Below are 16,149 nucleotides of genomic sequence, written 5' to 3' on the forward strand. Positions count from 1 at the left end.
CGCGGGTGCTGATCGCGATCGAAGGGGTGGACGGCGCCGGCAAGCGCACCCTGGCGGCGGGCCTGCGGGCTCGCTGGGAGCAGCGGGGCCGCTCGGTGGCGGCACTGGCGTTCCCGCGCTACCGGCAGTCGATCACCGCGGACCTGGCGGCCGAGGCGCTGCACGGCGAGCACGGCGACCTGGCCGACTCGGTGTACGCGATGGCGGTGCTGTTCGCCCTGGACCGCGCCGCCGCGCGCGCCGACATCGCCGCGGCGTGCCGCGACCACGACATCGTGCTGCTGGACCGCTACGTCGCCTCCAACGCCGCCTACAGCGCCGCGCGGCTGCACCAGGACGCCGGCGGCCCGATGGTCGACTGGGTGCACCGCCTCGAGTACGACCGGTTGGCGCTGCCGGCACCGGACCGGCAGGTGTTGCTGGCGGTGCCCACCGAGCTCGCCGGCGAACGGGCCCGGCACCGCGCGCGACACGAGGCCGACCGGGCCCGCGACAGCTACGAACGCGACACCGGTTTGCAGGCCCGCACCGGGGCGGTCTACGCCGGGCTGGCCGCCGCCGGCTGGGGCGGGCGCTGGCGGGTGGCCGGCGTCGACACCGACCCGGGTGAACTGGCGGCCGAGCTCGTCGGCGACTGAGGTCGAACACGCCGTTTCGGGCTGATCGGTGCAGCTACCGGCGTGTGGTAGCCGGGTTTTGTCACGATCTGGTGACACCATAGACGCCATGAAACAAAGGATCCTTGTCGTCGACGACGACGCCTCGTTGGCCGAGATGCTCACCATCGTGCTGCGTGGGGAGGGTTTCGACACCGCGGTCGTCGGTGACGGCACCCAGGCGCTGACCGCGGTGCGCGAGTTGCGGCCTGATCTGGTGCTGCTGGATTTGATGTTGCCGGGCATGAACGGCATCGACGTCTGCCGGGTGCTGCGTGGCGACTCCGGCGTGCCGATCGTGATGCTCACCGCCAAGAGCGACACCGTCGACGTGGTGCTGGGGCTGGAGTCCGGCGCCGACGACTACATCGTCAAACCGTTCAAGCCCAAGGAACTGGTGGCCCGGGTGCGGGCGCGGCTGCGGCGCAACGACGACGAGCCCGCCGAGCTGCTCTCGATCGGCGACATCGAGATCGACGTGCCCGCCCACAAGGTGACCCGCCAGGGCGAACAGATCTCGCTCACCCCGCTGGAGTTCGACCTGCTGGTGGCGTTGGCGCGCAAGCCGCGGCAGGTGTTCACCCGGGATGTGCTCCTCGAGCAGGTGTGGGGATACCGGCACCCGGCCGACACCCGGCTGGTGAACGTGCATGTGCAGCGGTTGCGGGCCAAGGTGGAGAAGGACCCGGAGAACCCGCAGGTGGTGCTGACCGTCCGAGGGGTGGGGTACAAGGCCGGACCCCCGTGATCGGAGCCGGGGTGCGCCGCCGATGATCTGGAGTTCACGGCGGCGCATCCGCCGCTCCACCCCGCTGCTGCGGGGCCTGACGGCGCTGAGCCGCGCGGTGAGCGTGGTGTGGCGGCGTTCCCTGCAACTGCGGGTGGTGGTGCTGACCCTGGGGCTGTCGCTGGCGGTGATCCTGGCACTCGGGTTCGTGCTCACCAGCCAGGTCACCGACCGGGTGCTCGACGTGAAGGTGCGCGCGGCCACCGAGCAGATCGAGCACGCCCGCGCCACCGTCAGCGGCGTCGTCGGCGGCGAGGAGGCCCGGTCGCTGTCCTCGAGCCTGCAGCTGGGTCGCAACACCTTGACCTCCAAGACCGACCCGAGTTCCGGTGCGGGGCTGGCCGGGCCGTTCGACGCCGTGCTGGTGGTGCCCGGCGACGGTCCGCGGGCGGCCACCGCCGCAGGCCCGGTCGATCAGGTCCCGCCCGCCCTGCGCGACTTCGTGCGCGCCGGGCAGGTCAGCTACCAATACACCACCGTGCACACCGACGGTTTCTCCGGACCCGCGCTGATCGTCGGCAGCCCCACCATGTCCAAGGTCAGCAACCTCGAGCTGTACCTGATCTTCCCGCTCAACAGCGAACAGACCACGATCAAGCTGGTGCGGGGCACGATGGCCACCGGCGGGCTGGTGCTGCTGGTGCTGCTGGCCGGCATCGCCCTGCTGGTGTCCCGGCAGGTGGTGCTGCCGGTGCGGGCCGCGGCGCGCACCGCCGAACGGTTCGCCGAGGGTTACCTCTCCGAGCGGATGCCGGTGCGCGGTGAGGACGACATGGCCCGGCTGGCGGTGTCGTTCAACGACATGGCCGAGAGCCTGTCCCGCCAGATCGAGCAGCTGGAGGAATTCGGAAACCTGCAGCGCCGCTTCACCTCCGACGTCAGCCACGAGCTGCGCACCCCGCTGACCACGGTGCGGATGGCCGCCGACCTCATCTACGACCACGTCGACGAACTGGACCCGGCGCTGCGGCGCTCCACCGAACTGATGGTCAACGAACTCGACCGGTTCGAACTGCTGCTCAACGACCTGCTGGAGATCTCCCGCCACGACGCCGGGGTGGCCGAGTTGTCGGTGGAGGCCATCGACCTGCGGGCCACGGTCAGTGCGGCGCTGGACAGCGTCGGGCACCTGGCCGCCGAGGCCGGGGTCGAACTGGAGCAGGACCTGCCCGACCACGAGGTGATCGCCGAGGTCGACACCCGCCGGGTGGAACGCATCCTGCGCAACCTGATCGCCAACGCCATCGACCACGCCGAGCACAAACCGGTGCAGATCCGGATGGCCGCCGACGTGGACACCGTCGCGGTCACCGTCCGCGACCACGGGGTGGGGCTGCGCCCCGGTGAGGAGAAGCTGGTGTTCAGCCGGTTCTGGCGCGCCGACCCGTCCCGGGTGCGCCGCTCGGGCGGCACCGGCCTGGGCCTGGCGATCAGCGTCGAGGACGCCCGGCTGCACCAGGGCCGGTTGGAGGCGTGGGGGGAGCCGGGCAACGGCGCCTGCTTCCGGCTGACCCTGCCGCTGGTGCGCGGCCACAAGGTCACCACCAGCCCGCTGCCGCTGAAACCGATCCTCCCTGAACGCAACCCCGCCGCCCGGGCGCCCGAGACGGTCGAGGACACCCCATGACCGCGCGGCTGCTGACCGTCCTGCTGGCGGCGGCGCTGGCGCTGTCCGGCTGCGCCGGGGTGCCGAGTTCCTCGGCGCCGCAGGCGATCGGCACCGTCAAGCGGGCCGCGCCGCCGAACCTGCCCAAACCCACCCCGGACATGGAACCCGAGGTGCTGCTGCGCGAGTTCCTCAAAGCCACCGCCGACCCGGCCAACCGGCACCTCGCGGCCCGGCAGTTCCTCACCCAGGCCGCCTCCGACGGCTGGGACGACGCCGGTCGCGCCACCCTGATCGACAACGTCCGGTTCGAGCAGACCCGTGACCCGCAGAAGGTGTCGGTGGCGATGAGCGCCGACATCCTGGGCACCCTGTCGGACATCGGGGTGTTCGAGACCGCCGCGGGCCGGCTGCCCGACCCGGGGCCGATCGAACTGGTCCGGACCGCGGAGGGCTGGCGCATCGACCGGCTGCCCAACGGCGTCTTCCTGGACTGGCAGCAGTTCCAGGAGACCTACAAACGCAACACCCTGTACTTCGTCGACCCCACCGGGCAGACCATGGTGCCCGACCCGCGCTACGTCGCGGTCTCCGATCCCGACCAGCTGGCCACCGAACTGGTCTCCAAGCTGGTCGCCGGACCGCGCCCGGAGATGGAGCGCAGCGTGCGCAACCTACTGGCCTCGCCGCTGCGGCTCAACGGCCCGGTGACCCGCGCCGACGGCGGCAGCACCGGCATCGGCCGCGGCTACGGCGGGGCGCGCATCGACCTGCAGGGGCTGACCACCACCGACCGGCAGAGCACCAAACTGCTCGCGGCGCAACTCATCTGGACCCTGGTGCGCGCCGACATCAAGGGCCCGTATGTGATCGACACCGACGGTACCGCGCTCGACGACCGGTTCGCCGAGGGCTGGAGCACCGCCGACGTGGCCGCCACCGACCCCGGCTCGGCCGAGGGCGCCGCCGCCGGCATCCACGCGCTGGTCGGCGGGGCGCTGGCCGGTGTCGACGGCCAGCGCTCGGTCACCGTGCCCGGGGCTTTCGGCGCCACCACCGATCAGCTGTCGGCGGCGCTGTCCCGCGACGGCCGGCGGGCCGCCTCGGTGGTCGGCGAGCCGGACAAGGCCACGCTGTGGATCGGGGAGCTGGGCGGCGGGGCCGGGCAGGCCGCCGAGGGCCGCACCCTGTCGCGGCCCAGCTGGTCGCTGGACGACGCGGTGTGGGTGGTGGTCGACGGCAAACTGGTGCTGCGGGTGATCCGGGAGGCCGCCTCCGGGCGCCCGGCGCACCTGCCGGTGGACAGCTCCGCGGTCGCCGCCCGCTTCCCGGGCGAGATCGCCGAACTGCAGCTGTCCCGCGACGGCACCCGCGCGGCGATGGTCATCGGCGGCGAGGTCGTGCTGGCCGGGGTGGAGCAGACCTCGACCGGCCAGTTCGCCCTGGTCTACCCGCGCCGGCTGGGATTCGGGCTGGGCTCGTCGGTGGTGTCGCTGTCCTGGCGCACCGGCGATGACATGGCGGTCAGCCGCACCGACCCGGAGCATCCGGTGTCCTACGTCAACCTCGACGGGGTCAACTCCGACGCCACCGCCCGCAACCTGCACGCACCGGTGTCGGTGATCGCCGCCGATCCGTCGGCGGTCTACGTCGCCGACCCGCGCGGGGTGATGGTGCTCTCGGCGGTCAACCCGCCGCAGGAGCCGGCCTGGACGCCGGTGGCGCCGTTCCAGTCGCCCGGCGCGGTACCGGTGCTGCCCGGGTAGCACCCCGGCGAGGCCCGCCGGGCGGCTCGGATGCGGTTCAGTCGTCGCGGCCGTTGACCGCGTCGGCGACCTCGGCGAGCAGCCGCGGGTGCCGCAGGAACGGGGTGATGATGTCGACCGGCAGCGGGAACACCACCGTCGAGTTCTGGTCGGCGCCCAACTCCAGCAGCGTCTGCAGGTAGCGCAGCTGCAACGACGCCGGGCTCTTCGACAGGGTCTCGGCGGCCGCCCGCAACTCCTCGGAGGCCTGCAGCTCGCCGCGGGCGCTGATCACCTTGGCCCGCCGCTCCCGTTCGGCCTCGGCCTCCCGCGCCATCGCCCGCTGCATCGACTCCGGGATCTCCACGTCCTTGATCTCGACGACCCGGACCTGCACCCCCCACGGTTCGGTCTGCTTCTCGATGATCACCCGCAGGTCGGCGTTGAGGTCCTCACGGTGGGCCAGCAGGGTGTCCAGGTCGGCGCGCCCGAGCAGTGAGCGCAGCGTGGTCTGGGCGATCTGGGAGGTTGCGACCGCGTAGTTCTCCACCGCCATGATGGCCTTGACCGGATCGATCACCTGGAACATCACCACCGCGTTGACCCGCGCCGGCACGTTGTCCCGGGTGATGAGTTCCTGCGGGGGGATGGTCAGGGTCACCACCCGCTGGTCCACCCGGTCCATCTTGTCGGCCAGCGGCAGCAGGAATTTCAGCCCCGGCTGGTACAGCGGGCGCAGATGGCCCATCCGGAACACCACGCCGCGCTCGTACTCGCGCAGCACGGTCAGCGACAGCACGGCGAGCACCGCCAGCACCGTCAGCACACCGGCGACCACGATGACCATCGGTCCGCTCACGTCTCGTCGGTCTCCTTCTCGGCGTAGCCCCCACCCCAGCGGGTGGAGTAGCGGTCGATGGTGGCGGCGACCTGGTCCTCCAGGCCGCTGCGGTGCGGCAGCGCCTCCGGCGGCGCGTTGCCCGGCGTCTTCCACAGGTGGCGGGCCAGCGGCAGGCTCAGCAGCAGCACCACCGCGATGGTGGCCAGCAGCACCAGCACGTCGGCGGTGTCGTGCTTGCCCAGCAGCATCCCGGCCGGCATCACCACCCCCAGCAAGGCCACGAAGCAGGCGATGCCGCGGTTGAACCGGCCGGCCTCGGAGTGCGGCCACGGGTCGATCTCGCGGCTGATCTCGCGGCCGTGGTCGGAGGCGGTGCACGAGTCCTTGACCGGGCAGCTGTTGCACACCACCGCCGAGGCCCGGTATCGCATCACCCGGTTGGTGGGGTCATAGGAGGTCGGCCACAGCCAGTGGTCCTCGGGGCAGACCCAGGCGTCGTGGTCGGGGCGGTAGGTGAACTGACCGCTGCGCCACTGGGCGGCCCGCGCCGAGGCGCGTTTGGCCATCCCGTCGAACGCCCAGGCGATGGCCACCAGGACCAGCGCGTAGCCGGCGACCATCAGCACCGAGGTCGAGGGCGGGGCCATCTCAGTCCTTCGCGGTCGCGTCGGCCGCCGCGACCGGCACGAACAACGGGTCCTCGGGCATCTCGTCGATGACCTTGCCGGCCCGGAAGTAGCGCAGCGCCAGCAGCGAGACGTAGACGAACGGCAGGACCCCGCCGCCGATGAGGATGACGTCGCCGGGCAGGCGCAGCCACTCGATCAGGGCGTTGCCCGGTTGGGTGATGTAGCCCAACGACCGGGCTTCGAAGTAACCGTCGCTGACCGAGTGGAACAGCTGCAGGATGCCCAGCGGCAGCAGGGTGGCGAACACCATCCAGGCCAGGCCCAGGTTCATCGACCAGAACGACAGCCGCACCCACTTGGTCGGCCACTTCTCCGGCGGGATCACATAGCGGTAGGCGAAGATCGCCAGGCCGACGGCCAGCATCCCGTAGACCCCGAACATCGCGGCGTGCGCGTGGTTGGCGGTCAGTGCGGTGCCGATCTGGTAGTAGGACACGATCGGCAGGTTGATCAGGAAGCCGAAGATGCCGGCGCCGACGAAGTTCCAGAAGCCGACCGCGACCAGGAACATCACCGCCCACCGGGCCGGGAACGGCTTGTTGTCGGCGGTCTGCTGGCGGGCGCCGAGTTGCAGGAACGCCCACGCCTCCACGGTGAGGAACGTCAGCGGGATCACCTCGGCGGCCGAGAAGAACGCACCCAGGGCCATGTGCTCGGCCGGTGTCCCGGAGAAGTACAGGTGGTGCATGGTGCCGATGACGCCGCCGGCCGAGTACAAGATGATGTCGAGGAAGATCACGCCCAGCGCGATCCGCTCCCGCACCACCCCGAGCAGCACGAAGATGTAGGCCACCATCACCGTGGTGAACAGCTCCAGGAAGTCCTCCACCCACAGGTGCACCACCCAGAACCGCCAGAAGTCGGCGACGGTGAAGTGGGTGTCGCTGGAGGCGAGCAGCCCGACCGCGTAGAACATCGGGATCGCCAGCCCGGCGAACAGGAACATCCACGGCATGTTCATCTTCGATTCGCCGCGCAGCCGGGAGCGCATCCCGCGCCAGATGATCGCGATCCACAAGAACAGCCCCACCACCAGCAGGATCTGGAAGATCCGCGGCAGGTCCAGGTACTCCCACTGCTGGGACAGCAGGTGGCCTTCGGGGATGATCCCGTAGACCGACAGCGCCTCGAACAGCATCGAGCCGAACACCACCACCGCGACCGCGCCGAGCAGCGCGTAGGTCAGCACCGACTGCTTGCGCGGTTCACGCCGGGCGATGAACGGCACCAGGAAGATGCCGCCGGCCAGGAACGCCGCCGCGGTCCAGAACAGCGACAGCTGCACGTGCCAGGTGCGGGCCAGGTTGTAGGGCAGGATGCGGGCCAGGTCGATGCCGAAGAACGTGGACAGGTCGGCGCGGTAGTGCTGCGCGGCCGCGCCCAGCAGCGTCTGGGCCAGGAACAGCACGGCGACCACCACGAAGAACCACACGGTGGCGCGCTGGGAGCGGGTCAGGCCGACCTCGCCGGGTTGGCGGAAGGTGAGGGTGTCGGCCTCCGCGGAGTGCCAGCCGACCTTCTGGCTCCACCGCCCGTAGACGGCGAACATGATGCCGATCCCGCCGAGCAGCGCGATCAGCGACAGCGTCGACCACACCACGATCGCGGCGGTGGGGCCGTTGTCGACCCGGGACTCGGCCGGCCAGTTGTTGGTGTAGCTGTAGGTGTGGCCGGGCCGTTCAGCCGCCGACGCCCACGCGGTCCAGGCGAAGAACGCGGTCAGGTCTCGGATCTCGGTCGGGTCGGTGATCATCTTGGGCAGCAGCCCGTATTTGGTGGAGTCCTCACCGAAGTAGTCGGCGTAGTGCTGCTGGATGCGTTCGAACGCCGCGACCTGTTTGTCGGTGAAGGTCAGGGTCTTGGTCGCCGGGTCGTAGCGGTTGGTGCGGAACTCGGTGACCACCCGGTCGCGGGCGTCGTCGGCGCCCTCGGCGCGGAACTGGTCGGCGACGTCGTCGGTGGCGCGGCGCAGGTAGTCGGCGGTGTAGTCCGGGCCCAGGTAGGCGCCGTGGCCCAGGATCGAGCCGTACTGCATCAGCCCGCGGGCCTGGAACAGCTCCTGACCGCGGGTGATGTCGGCCGCGGTGAACACGGTCTGGCCGGATTCGCCGACCACCTTCTCCGGCAGCGGCATCGAGGCGGTGTAGGTGCGGTAGATCAGGATCCCCATCACGAAGAACCCGAAGATCATCACCAGCGCGACCCCTTGCAGCCAGGCGCGGCTGACCAGCGGTTCGGCATGGGTGACCGATTCGGAATGCGTGCCCGGGGTCGACGGTGCAGAGTCGGTGGTTGCCATATCGAAAGGCTCCTTGTCGGCGACCGGTGGAGGGGCTGGAATACTCTCGTCGAGATGGCGTGACGGTGGCCGTAACGTAGCACCGACACACCCGGATGGGGTCGGAAATCGATCTTCTACTACGCGTCGTAGTTCTGTCTAGGGACTTTCGTCACGTGCCGTCCGAGCCGGCGGCGGTGTCGGGGGCGGGGGGCAGGCTCGCGGTGTGTTCGACCTGGTCCTTCCCGCCGAATGCGGCGGCTGCGCGGCACCGTCGACCCCCTGGTGCCCGCGCTGCGCCGCGGAGTTGGCGCTGCACCCCGATCAGCCGCACCTGATCACCCCGCGCACCGACCCGGGCGTACCGGTGTTCGCGCTGGGCCGCTACGCCGGGGCCCGCCGCCACGCGATCGTGGCGGTCAAGGAGCGCGGCCGCGCCGACCTGACCGCGCCGCTGGCCGCCGCACTGGCCGACGGCGTCTGCCGGCTGTGCCGCTGGGGGATGCTGGCCGCCCCGGCGGTGCTGGTGCCCGCCCCGACCCGCTGGCCGGCCGCCCGCCGCCGCGGCGGCGACCCGGTGACCCGGATGGCCCGCACCGTCGCCGCCGATCCGCGCCTGCGCACCCGGGTCGCGGTGACGCCGCTGCTGCGGATGGCGGTGCGGGCCCGCGACTCGGTGGGTCTGGACGCCGCCGCCCGCCAGCGCAACCTCACCGGGCGGGTGCTGTGGCGCCGCGCCGCCCAGCCGCCACCCGCCGGGACCGAGGCGCTGCTGGTCGACGACATCGTCACCACCGGCGCCACCGCCGCCGAATCGGTGCGGGTGCTGCACAGCCGCGGGGTGGCGGTGGCCGCGGTGCTCGTCCTCGGCTTCGTGTGATCGCGGCGTCCGGGACCGGCGAAACGATCGGGCATCGGCTCGGCCAAACCGGTGGCAGACCCGGTCGGGATCGGGCTACCGTCGGAGTCAGGCGGAGTGGCTCCGAGCGGCGCGCACCGCGCGTCCCACGACAGGACACGACAGGAAATGGGTTGAGCAGCATGGCACGGAAGACTGCGGAAATCGACCAACTCGACGCCGGCGCGGGCGCGGCGGGCGACGGCCCGAACGCCGAGGTGGTGGTGAAGGGGCGCAACGTCGAGGTGCCCGACCACTACCGGGTCTACGTGGCCCAGAAGCTGGCCCGCTCGGAGCGGTTGGACCGCAGCATCTACCACTTCGACGTCGAGCTCAAACATGAACGCAACCGCCGCCAGCGCAAGGCCTGTCAGCGGGTGGAGATCACCGCGCGCGGCCGCGGGCCGGTGGTGCGCGGCGAGGCCCGCGCGGACAGTTTCTACGGCGCGTTCGAGGCCGCGGTGGCGCGGCTGGAGAGCCGGCTGCGCCGGGACAAGAGCCGCCGCACCGTCTCCTACGGTGACAAGACCCCGGTGTCGGTGGCGCAGGCGACCGCGATGGTGCCGCTGCCCGAGCAGGGTCCGGCCGCCTGGGAACGCACCGTCGACCGCGACGCGATCGACGATCAGCGCGACGGCCACGATCTCGCCGACGCCGGGCCCGGACAGATCGTCCGGGTCAAGGAGTACGAGGCCGCGCCGATGACCGTCGACGACGCCCTCTACGAGATGGAACTGGTCGGCCACGACTTCTTCCTGTTCCACGACAAGGAGAGCGGGCGGCCCTCGGTGGTCTACCGCCGCCACGCCTACGACTACGGTCTGATCCAGCTGACCTGACCCACGGGCCGGCGCCGGTTGGTCCTCTAGGATGGTGGTCGCCCGGAACTCCACAATCCACGGGGGACACAAGCTGTGCTGAGTAAGTTGCTGCGTCTCGGCGAAGGACGCATGGTCAAGCGCCTCAAGAGGGTCGCCGACCACGTCAACACCCTGTCCGCCGACGTGGAGGGGCTCACCGACGCCGAACTGCGGGCCAAGACCGATGAGTTCAAGAAGCGGGTCGCCGACGGCGAGAGCCTCGACGACCTGCTGCCGGAGGCGTTCGCGGTCGCCCGCGAGGCGGCCTGGCGGGTGCTGAGCCAGCGTCCCTTCGACGTGCAGGTGATGGGTGCGGCGGCGCTGCACTTCGGCAACGTCGCCGAGATGAAGACCGGTGAGGGCAAGACCCTGACCTGTGTGCTGCCCGCCTACCTCAACGCGCTGGGCGGCGACGGCGTCCACGTCGTGACCGTCAACGACTACCTGGCCAAACGCGACAGCGAGTGGATGGGCCGGGTGCACCGGTTCCTGGGCCTGGAGGTCGGGGTCATCCTGGCCGGGCTCACCCCGACCGAGCGGCGCGCCGCCTACGGCGCCGACATCACCTACGGCACCAACAACGAATTCGGTTTCGACTACCTGCGCGACAACATGGCCCACTCGGTGGCCGACATGGTGCAGCGCGGCCACAACTTCGCCGTCGTCGACGAGGTCGACTCGATCCTCATCGACGAGGCCCGCACCCCGCTGATCATCTCCGGCCCGGCCGACGGCGCCTCGCACTGGTACACCGAGTTCGCCCGGCTCGCCCCGATGATGGAGAAGGACACCCACTACGAGGTCGACCTGCGCAAGCGCACCATCGGTGTGCACGAGGCCGGCGTCGAATTCGTCGAGGACCAACTCGGCATCGACAACCTCTACGAGGCCGCGAACTCGCCGCTGGTCAGCTATCTGAACAACGCGATCAAGGCCAAAGAGCTCTTCGTCCGGGACAAGGACTACATCGTCCGCGACGGCGAGGTGCTCATCGTCGACGAGTTCACCGGCCGCGTGCTCGTGGGCCGGCGCTACAACGAGGGCATGCACCAGGCCATCGAGGCCAAGGAGCACGTCGAGATCAAGGCCGAGAACCAGACGCTGGCCACCATCACCCTGCAGAACTACTTCCGGCTCTACGACAAGCTGGCCGGGATGACCGGTACCGCCCAGACCGAGGCCGCCGAGCTGCACGAGATCTACAAGCTCGGGGTGGTGTCGATCCCCACCAACAAGCCGATGGTGCGCGCCGACCAGACCGACCTGATCTACAAGACCGAGGAAGCCAAGTTCCTCGCCGTCGTCGACGACGTCGCCGAACGTCATGCCAAGGGCCAGCCGGTGCTCATCGGTACCACCAGCGTGGAGAAGTCGGAGTACCTGTCCCGGCAGCTCACCAAGCGCCGGGTGCCGCACAACGTGCTCAACGCCAAATACCACGAGAAGGAGGCGGCGATCATCGCCGAGGCCGGCCGCCGCGGCGCGGTCACCGTCGCCACCAACATGGCCGGCCGCGGTACCGACATCGTGCTGGGCGGCAACGCCGACTTCCTCACCGACCAGCGGCTGCGCAACCAGGGCCTGGACCCGGTCGAAACCCCCGACGAGTACGAGACGGCCTGGGACGAGCTGCTGCCGCAGATCAAGGCCGAGGTGGCCGCCGAGGCCGAGGAGGTGCTCGCCGCCGGCGGGCTGTACGTGCTGGGCACCGAACGCCACGAGTCGCGGCGCATCGACAACCAGCTGCGCGGCCGCTCCGGCCGGCAGGGCGACCCCGGCGAGTCCCGTTTCTACCTGTCGCTGGGCGACGAACTGATGCGCCGGTTCAACGGCGCGATGCTGGAGAGCATGCTCACCCGGCTCAACCTGCCCGAGGACGTGCCGATCGAGGCCAAGATGGTCACCCGGGCGATCAAGAGCGCCCAGACCCAGGTCGAGCAGCAGAACTTCGAGGTCCGCAAGAACGTCCTCAAATACGACGAGGTGATGAACCAGCAGCGCAAGGTCGTCTACGCCGAGCGCCGCCGCATCCTGGAGGGGGAGAACCTCGCCGAGCAGGCCCACGACATGGTCGTCGACGTGGTCACCGCCTACGTCGACGGGGCGACCGGCGAGGGGTACGCCGAGGACTGGGACCTGGAGAAGCTGTGGGAGGCGCTCAAGACGCTCTACCCGGTCGGCATCGACCACGGCGAGTTGTTCGACCCCGACGCCGACGGCGACCCCGGTGAGCTGACCCGCGAGGAACTGCTGTCGGCGCTGCTCGAGGACGCCGATCGGGCCTACGCGGCGCGGGAGGCCGAACTGCAGGAACTCGCCGGTGAGGGCGCGATGCGGGAACTGGAGCGTAACGTGCTGCTCAGCGTCATCGACCGCAAATGGCGCGAGCACCTCTACGAGATGGACTACCTCAAGGAGGGCATCGGCCTGCGGGCGATGGCCCAGCGTGACCCCCTGGTGGAGTACCAGCGGGAGGGCTTCGACATGTTCGTCGGGATGCTCGAGGGGCTCAAGGAGGAGTCGGTCGGGTTCCTGTTCAACGTGGCGGTCGAGGCCACGCCCGCGACGCCGGCGGTGGCGCCGGTGGCCGCGCCCGACGGTCTGGCCGAGTTCGCCGCCCAGTCCGCCGCCGGTGCGCGGCAGCAGCCGGCGCCGGCGTTGCACGCCAAGGGAATCGACGACGACAAGCCGCAGCTGACCTACTCCGGCCCGGCCGAGGACGGCTCCGCACAGGTCCAGCGCGGCAATGGCCAGCCCGCCGGGGTGGGTGCCGGCAGCAGGCGGGAACGCCGCGAGGCCGCCCGCAAGCAAAACCGCGGCACCAAGCGACCCAAGTCGGCCAAGAAGCGCTGAGCCGGCCGGTCCGGGCCGGGCCGGGTCAGCCGATGTGCAGCGCCACCACGCGCCAGCCCGGTCCGGCCTGCTCGACGCGCCCGGCGATCGCGTGTACCCGCCCGCCGCGGCGATAGGTGCCGAACACCTCGGCCGCCCCCGGCGGCTCGCCGGCGCCGGAGGCCTGCAGCCGCACCCGCTGCAGGGCTGCGGTGGTGCGGGCCGGTCCGCCGGTGGCGGTGGCGTGCCCGCCGGCCAGCAGCGACTCGAACAGCCCGGCGCTCAGCAGCGGACGCAGATGCTGCACCGGACGGCGCCGGTCGATGACCTCCAGGATCCGGCGCAGCGCGGCGTCGGCGAACCGGGCCGCGGGCAGCAGGCCGGGCTGCGGTACACGGGCGGGACGCGGCCGCGACGGACGGGACCGGCGGCGCAGCGGCGCAGGCGGGCGACCGCCCGGCAGCGTCCGCGGCGGCGGCTCGTAGTCGGCAACCGGGGCCACCGCCCGCTGTGGGGCCGGACCGATGGGCTGGATCAACGTCGCCTCCCCTGGCTCGACCGGTGCACACCGGTGGGGAACGGCGATGGTGGGCTCATCATCGCACGCCCGGCGGATCGGCGTGTACCCGCTCCACACCGCTGCGGCGGCGCCGGTTACGGTGATCCGAGGAGTGTTTTCAGCCCGCCGGAGTTGGGCTTGCAAGGGGAGGACCAGTCGCGATGGTGACCCGGTTGTCCGCATCCGACGCGTCGTTCTACCGGCTGGAGAACACCGCCACCCCGATGTACGTCGGCTCGCTGATGATCCTGCGCCGGCCCCGCGCCGGGTTGAGCTACGAAACCCTGCTGGCCACCGTCGAGGAGCGCCTGCCGCAGGTTCCGCGCTACCGGCAGAAGGTCCGGGAAGTCACGGCGAAACTGGCCCGGCCGGTCTGGATCGACGACCCCGACTTCGACATCACCTACCACATCCGCCGCTCGGCGCTGCCCTCGCCGGGCAGCGAGGAGCAACTGCACGACCTGATCGCCCGGCTGGCGGCGCGACCGCTGGACAAGTCCCGCCCGCTGTGGGAGATGTACCTGGTCGAGGGCCTGGCGCAGAACCGCATCGCGATCTACACCCGCTCGCATCAGGCGCTGGTCAACGGGATGCGGGCACTGGAGATCGGCCATGTGCTCGTCGACCGGACCCGCAGGCCGCCGGATTTCGGGGAGGACATCTGGATCCCGGCCCGCGAGCCGTCCGCCGGCGATCTGCTGTTCGGTGTGCTCGGTGACTGGGTGGCGCGGCCGGTCGCCTCGGTGGCCGCGCTGCGTTCGGCCGTCAGCGGGGTCGCCACCAACGCCGGCTATCTGGCCGACGTCGGCCGCGGCGCGGTCAACACCGCGCGCACCGTGCTGCGCGGCACCGCGCCCAGCAGCCCGCTGAACACGACCGTTTCCCGCAACCGCCGGTTCACCGTCGCCAGCGCCGACCTCGACGACTTCCGGAAGGTGCACGCCCGCTACGACTGTCACGTCCACGACGTGGTGCTGGCGGTGGTCGCCGGGGCGCTGCGCAACTGGCTGCTGTCGCGTGGCGAGCCGGTGGCGCCGACCACCACGGTGCGCGCGATGGCCCCGCTGTCGGTCTACCCCGAAGACGAATTCGGTTCGGCCGGGCCCAGTCAGGCCATCAGCGAGGTCGACCCGTACCTGGTGGACCTGCCGGTCGGGGAGGGCAACGCGGTGGTGCGGCTCTCCCAGATCGCGCACGCCACCGAAACCCACGCCCCGTCGGCGCAGCCGGTCGCCGCCCGAACGATCTTGACACTGTCCGGTTTCGCCCCATCGACCCTGCACGCCATGGGTATCCGGGTCGCCACCACCTACTCGGCGCGGGTGTTCAACCTGCTGATGACCAACGTCCCAGGTCCGCAGGCCCAGATGTACGTCGCGGGCACCAAGCTGTTGGAGGCCTACGCGGTGCCGCCGCTGCTGCACAACCAGGTGCTGGCCATCGGGGTGACCTCCTACAACGGCCGGATGTACTTCGGGATCAACGCCGATCGGGAGGCGATGCGCGACGTCGAGATGCTGCCCGCGCTGCTGCGCGAGTCCCTCGACGAGCTGCTGGAGGCCGCGCGGTGAACGCACCGGCCGGCACCAGGAAGGTGCCCAAGAAGATCTACCGGAGCGAATTGCGGCGCCTGCAGATCGAATTCGTCAAACTGCAAGGCTGGGTGCGCAAGACCGGAGCGCGTGTCGTGGTGGTCTTCGAGGGCCGTGATGCCGCAGGCAAGGGCGGTGCGATCAAACGCATCACCGAGCATCTGAGCCCGCGGGTGACCCAGGTGGTGGCGCTGCCGGTCCCGACCGAGCGGGAACGCACCCAGTGGTACTACCAGCGCTACATCGCGCATCTGCCCGCCGCCGGGGAGATCGTGCTGTTCGACCGGTCCTGGTACAACCGGGCCGGGGTGGAACACGTGATGGGGTTCTGCACCGAGGAGGAGCACAACCGGTTCCTGCGGCAGACCCCGGTGTTCGAGCAGATGCTCATCGAGGACGGCATCCTGTTGCGCAAATACTGGTTCTCGGTGTCGCAGGAGGAGCAGCTGCGCCGCTTCCAGGCCCGCCGCAAGGACCCGGTGAAACGCTGGAAGCTCTCGCCGATGGACGTCGAGTCCGTCGACCGGTGGGCCGACTACGGGCGCGCCCGCGACCAGATGATGGCGCACACCGACACCTCGGTCAGCCCCTGGTATGTGGTCGAGTCGGAGATCAAGCGCAACGCCCGGCTCAACATGATGGCGCACCTGCTGTCGACCATCGACTACCACGACGTCAAGCACCCGAAGGTGACGCTGCCCGACGAGCCGGTGCGCGCCGACTACGTCCGCCCACCGCGCGAGCTGTACAACTACGTCGACGATCACGCCGCCGCGCTGATCCGCGCCGCGGACGAACGCGGCTAG

The 16,149-nt window shown here is 70.7% G+C and carries 13 protein-coding genes; 9 read left to right on the forward strand and 4 right to left on the reverse strand.

Annotated elements, in window-relative coordinates:
• The first annotated feature begins 5 nt into the window (after positions 1 to 5).
• From AWC30_RS13350 to lpqB, 4 genes are all read left to right on the forward strand, one after another.
• Positions 6 to 638 carry a dTMP kinase gene (locus AWC30_RS13350; protein WP_085110719.1) on the forward strand — a complete coding sequence of 211 codons (633 nt, stop codon included), beginning with the start codon at positions 6 to 8 and terminating at the stop codon, positions 636 to 638.
• 79 nt (positions 639 to 717) lie between these two features.
• A complete protein-coding gene (gene mtrA, locus AWC30_RS13355; RefSeq protein WP_085110764.1) occupies positions 718 to 1,404 on the forward strand; it encodes a two-component system response regulator MtrA in 687 nt (228 codons plus the stop codon).
• Between the two features lie 22 nt (positions 1,405 to 1,426).
• Positions 1,427 to 3,070, forward strand: coding sequence for an MtrAB system histidine kinase MtrB (gene mtrB / locus AWC30_RS13360; protein WP_085110720.1), 1,644 nt, complete (start codon positions 1,427 to 1,429; stop codon positions 3,068 to 3,070).
• Positions 3,067 to 4,815 (forward strand): MtrAB system accessory lipoprotein LpqB, encoded by a 1,749-nt coding sequence (gene lpqB / locus AWC30_RS13365; RefSeq protein ID WP_085110721.1) that lies wholly within the window; start codon positions 3,067 to 3,069, stop codon positions 4,813 to 4,815. The genes mtrB and lpqB overlap by 4 nt, the downstream gene beginning before the upstream one ends.
• A 37-nt stretch (positions 4,816 to 4,852) precedes the next feature.
• Here the strand turns inward: lpqB and AWC30_RS13370 are convergent, their stop codons facing one another.
• From AWC30_RS13370 to AWC30_RS13380, 3 genes are read right to left on the reverse strand one after another with little or no spacing between them, the layout of a single operon-like run.
• Positions 4,853 to 5,641, reverse strand: a complete 789-nt coding sequence (locus AWC30_RS13370; RefSeq protein ID WP_275993825.1) for a slipin family protein — start codon at positions 5,639 to 5,641, stop codon at positions 4,853 to 4,855.
• An 8-nt stretch (positions 5,642 to 5,649) separates the two neighbouring features.
• Positions 5,650 to 6,282, reverse strand: a complete 633-nt coding sequence (locus AWC30_RS13375) for a hypothetical protein (protein ID WP_085110723.1) — start codon at positions 6,280 to 6,282, stop codon at positions 5,650 to 5,652.
• Position 6,283: 1 nt separating this feature from the next.
• The gene (locus AWC30_RS13380) at positions 6,284 to 8,623 is read right to left on the reverse strand and encodes a nitric-oxide reductase large subunit (protein ID WP_085110724.1); all 2,340 of its coding nucleotides are present in this window, start codon (positions 8,621 to 8,623) and stop codon (positions 6,284 to 6,286) included.
• A gap of 205 nt (positions 8,624 to 8,828) precedes the next feature.
• Here AWC30_RS13380 and AWC30_RS13385 point away from each other — a divergent pair, with 205 nt between their 5' ends.
• The 3 genes from AWC30_RS13385 to secA all read left to right on the forward strand — a co-directional run bounded on the left by AWC30_RS13385 (position 8,829) and on the right by secA (position 13,213).
• The gene (locus AWC30_RS13385; RefSeq protein ID WP_085110725.1) at positions 8,829 to 9,482 is read left to right on the forward strand and encodes a ComF family protein; all 654 of its coding nucleotides are present in this window, start codon (positions 8,829 to 8,831) and stop codon (positions 9,480 to 9,482) included.
• Between the two features lie 161 nt (positions 9,483 to 9,643).
• Positions 9,644 to 10,339: a ribosome hibernation-promoting factor, HPF/YfiA family gene (gene hpf / locus AWC30_RS13390; protein ID WP_085110726.1), complete on the forward strand. Its 696-nt coding sequence runs from the start codon at positions 9,644 to 9,646 to the stop codon at positions 10,337 to 10,339.
• 75 nt (positions 10,340 to 10,414) lie between these two features.
• Complete coding sequence (gene secA, locus AWC30_RS13395; protein ID WP_085110727.1) at positions 10,415 to 13,213, forward strand: preprotein translocase subunit SecA; 2,799 nt, start codon at positions 10,415 to 10,417, stop codon at positions 13,211 to 13,213.
• A 25-nt stretch (positions 13,214 to 13,238) separates the two neighbouring features.
• Here secA and AWC30_RS13400 read toward each other — a convergent pair whose 3' ends face one another.
• A complete protein-coding gene (locus AWC30_RS13400) occupies positions 13,239 to 13,730 on the reverse strand; it encodes an Rv3235 family protein (protein WP_234808081.1) in 492 nt (163 codons plus the stop codon).
• 182 nt (positions 13,731 to 13,912) lie between these two features.
• Between AWC30_RS13400 and AWC30_RS13405 the strand changes: the two genes are divergently transcribed.
• Together AWC30_RS13405 and ppk2 are read left to right on the forward strand one after the other, a co-directional pair.
• Entirely contained in the window at positions 13,913 to 15,322 is a 1,410-nt protein-coding gene (locus AWC30_RS13405; protein ID WP_085110728.1) for a WS/DGAT/MGAT family O-acyltransferase, read from the forward strand.
• Positions 15,319 to 16,149 (forward strand): polyphosphate kinase 2, encoded by an 831-nt coding sequence (gene ppk2 / locus AWC30_RS13410; RefSeq protein WP_085110729.1) that lies wholly within the window; start codon positions 15,319 to 15,321, stop codon positions 16,147 to 16,149. The genes AWC30_RS13405 and ppk2 overlap by 4 nt, the downstream gene beginning before the upstream one ends.

It is taken from the genome of Mycolicibacillus trivialis (assembly GCF_002102395.1).
GTDB lineage: Bacteria > Actinomycetota > Actinomycetes > Mycobacteriales > Mycobacteriaceae > Mycobacterium > Mycobacterium triviale.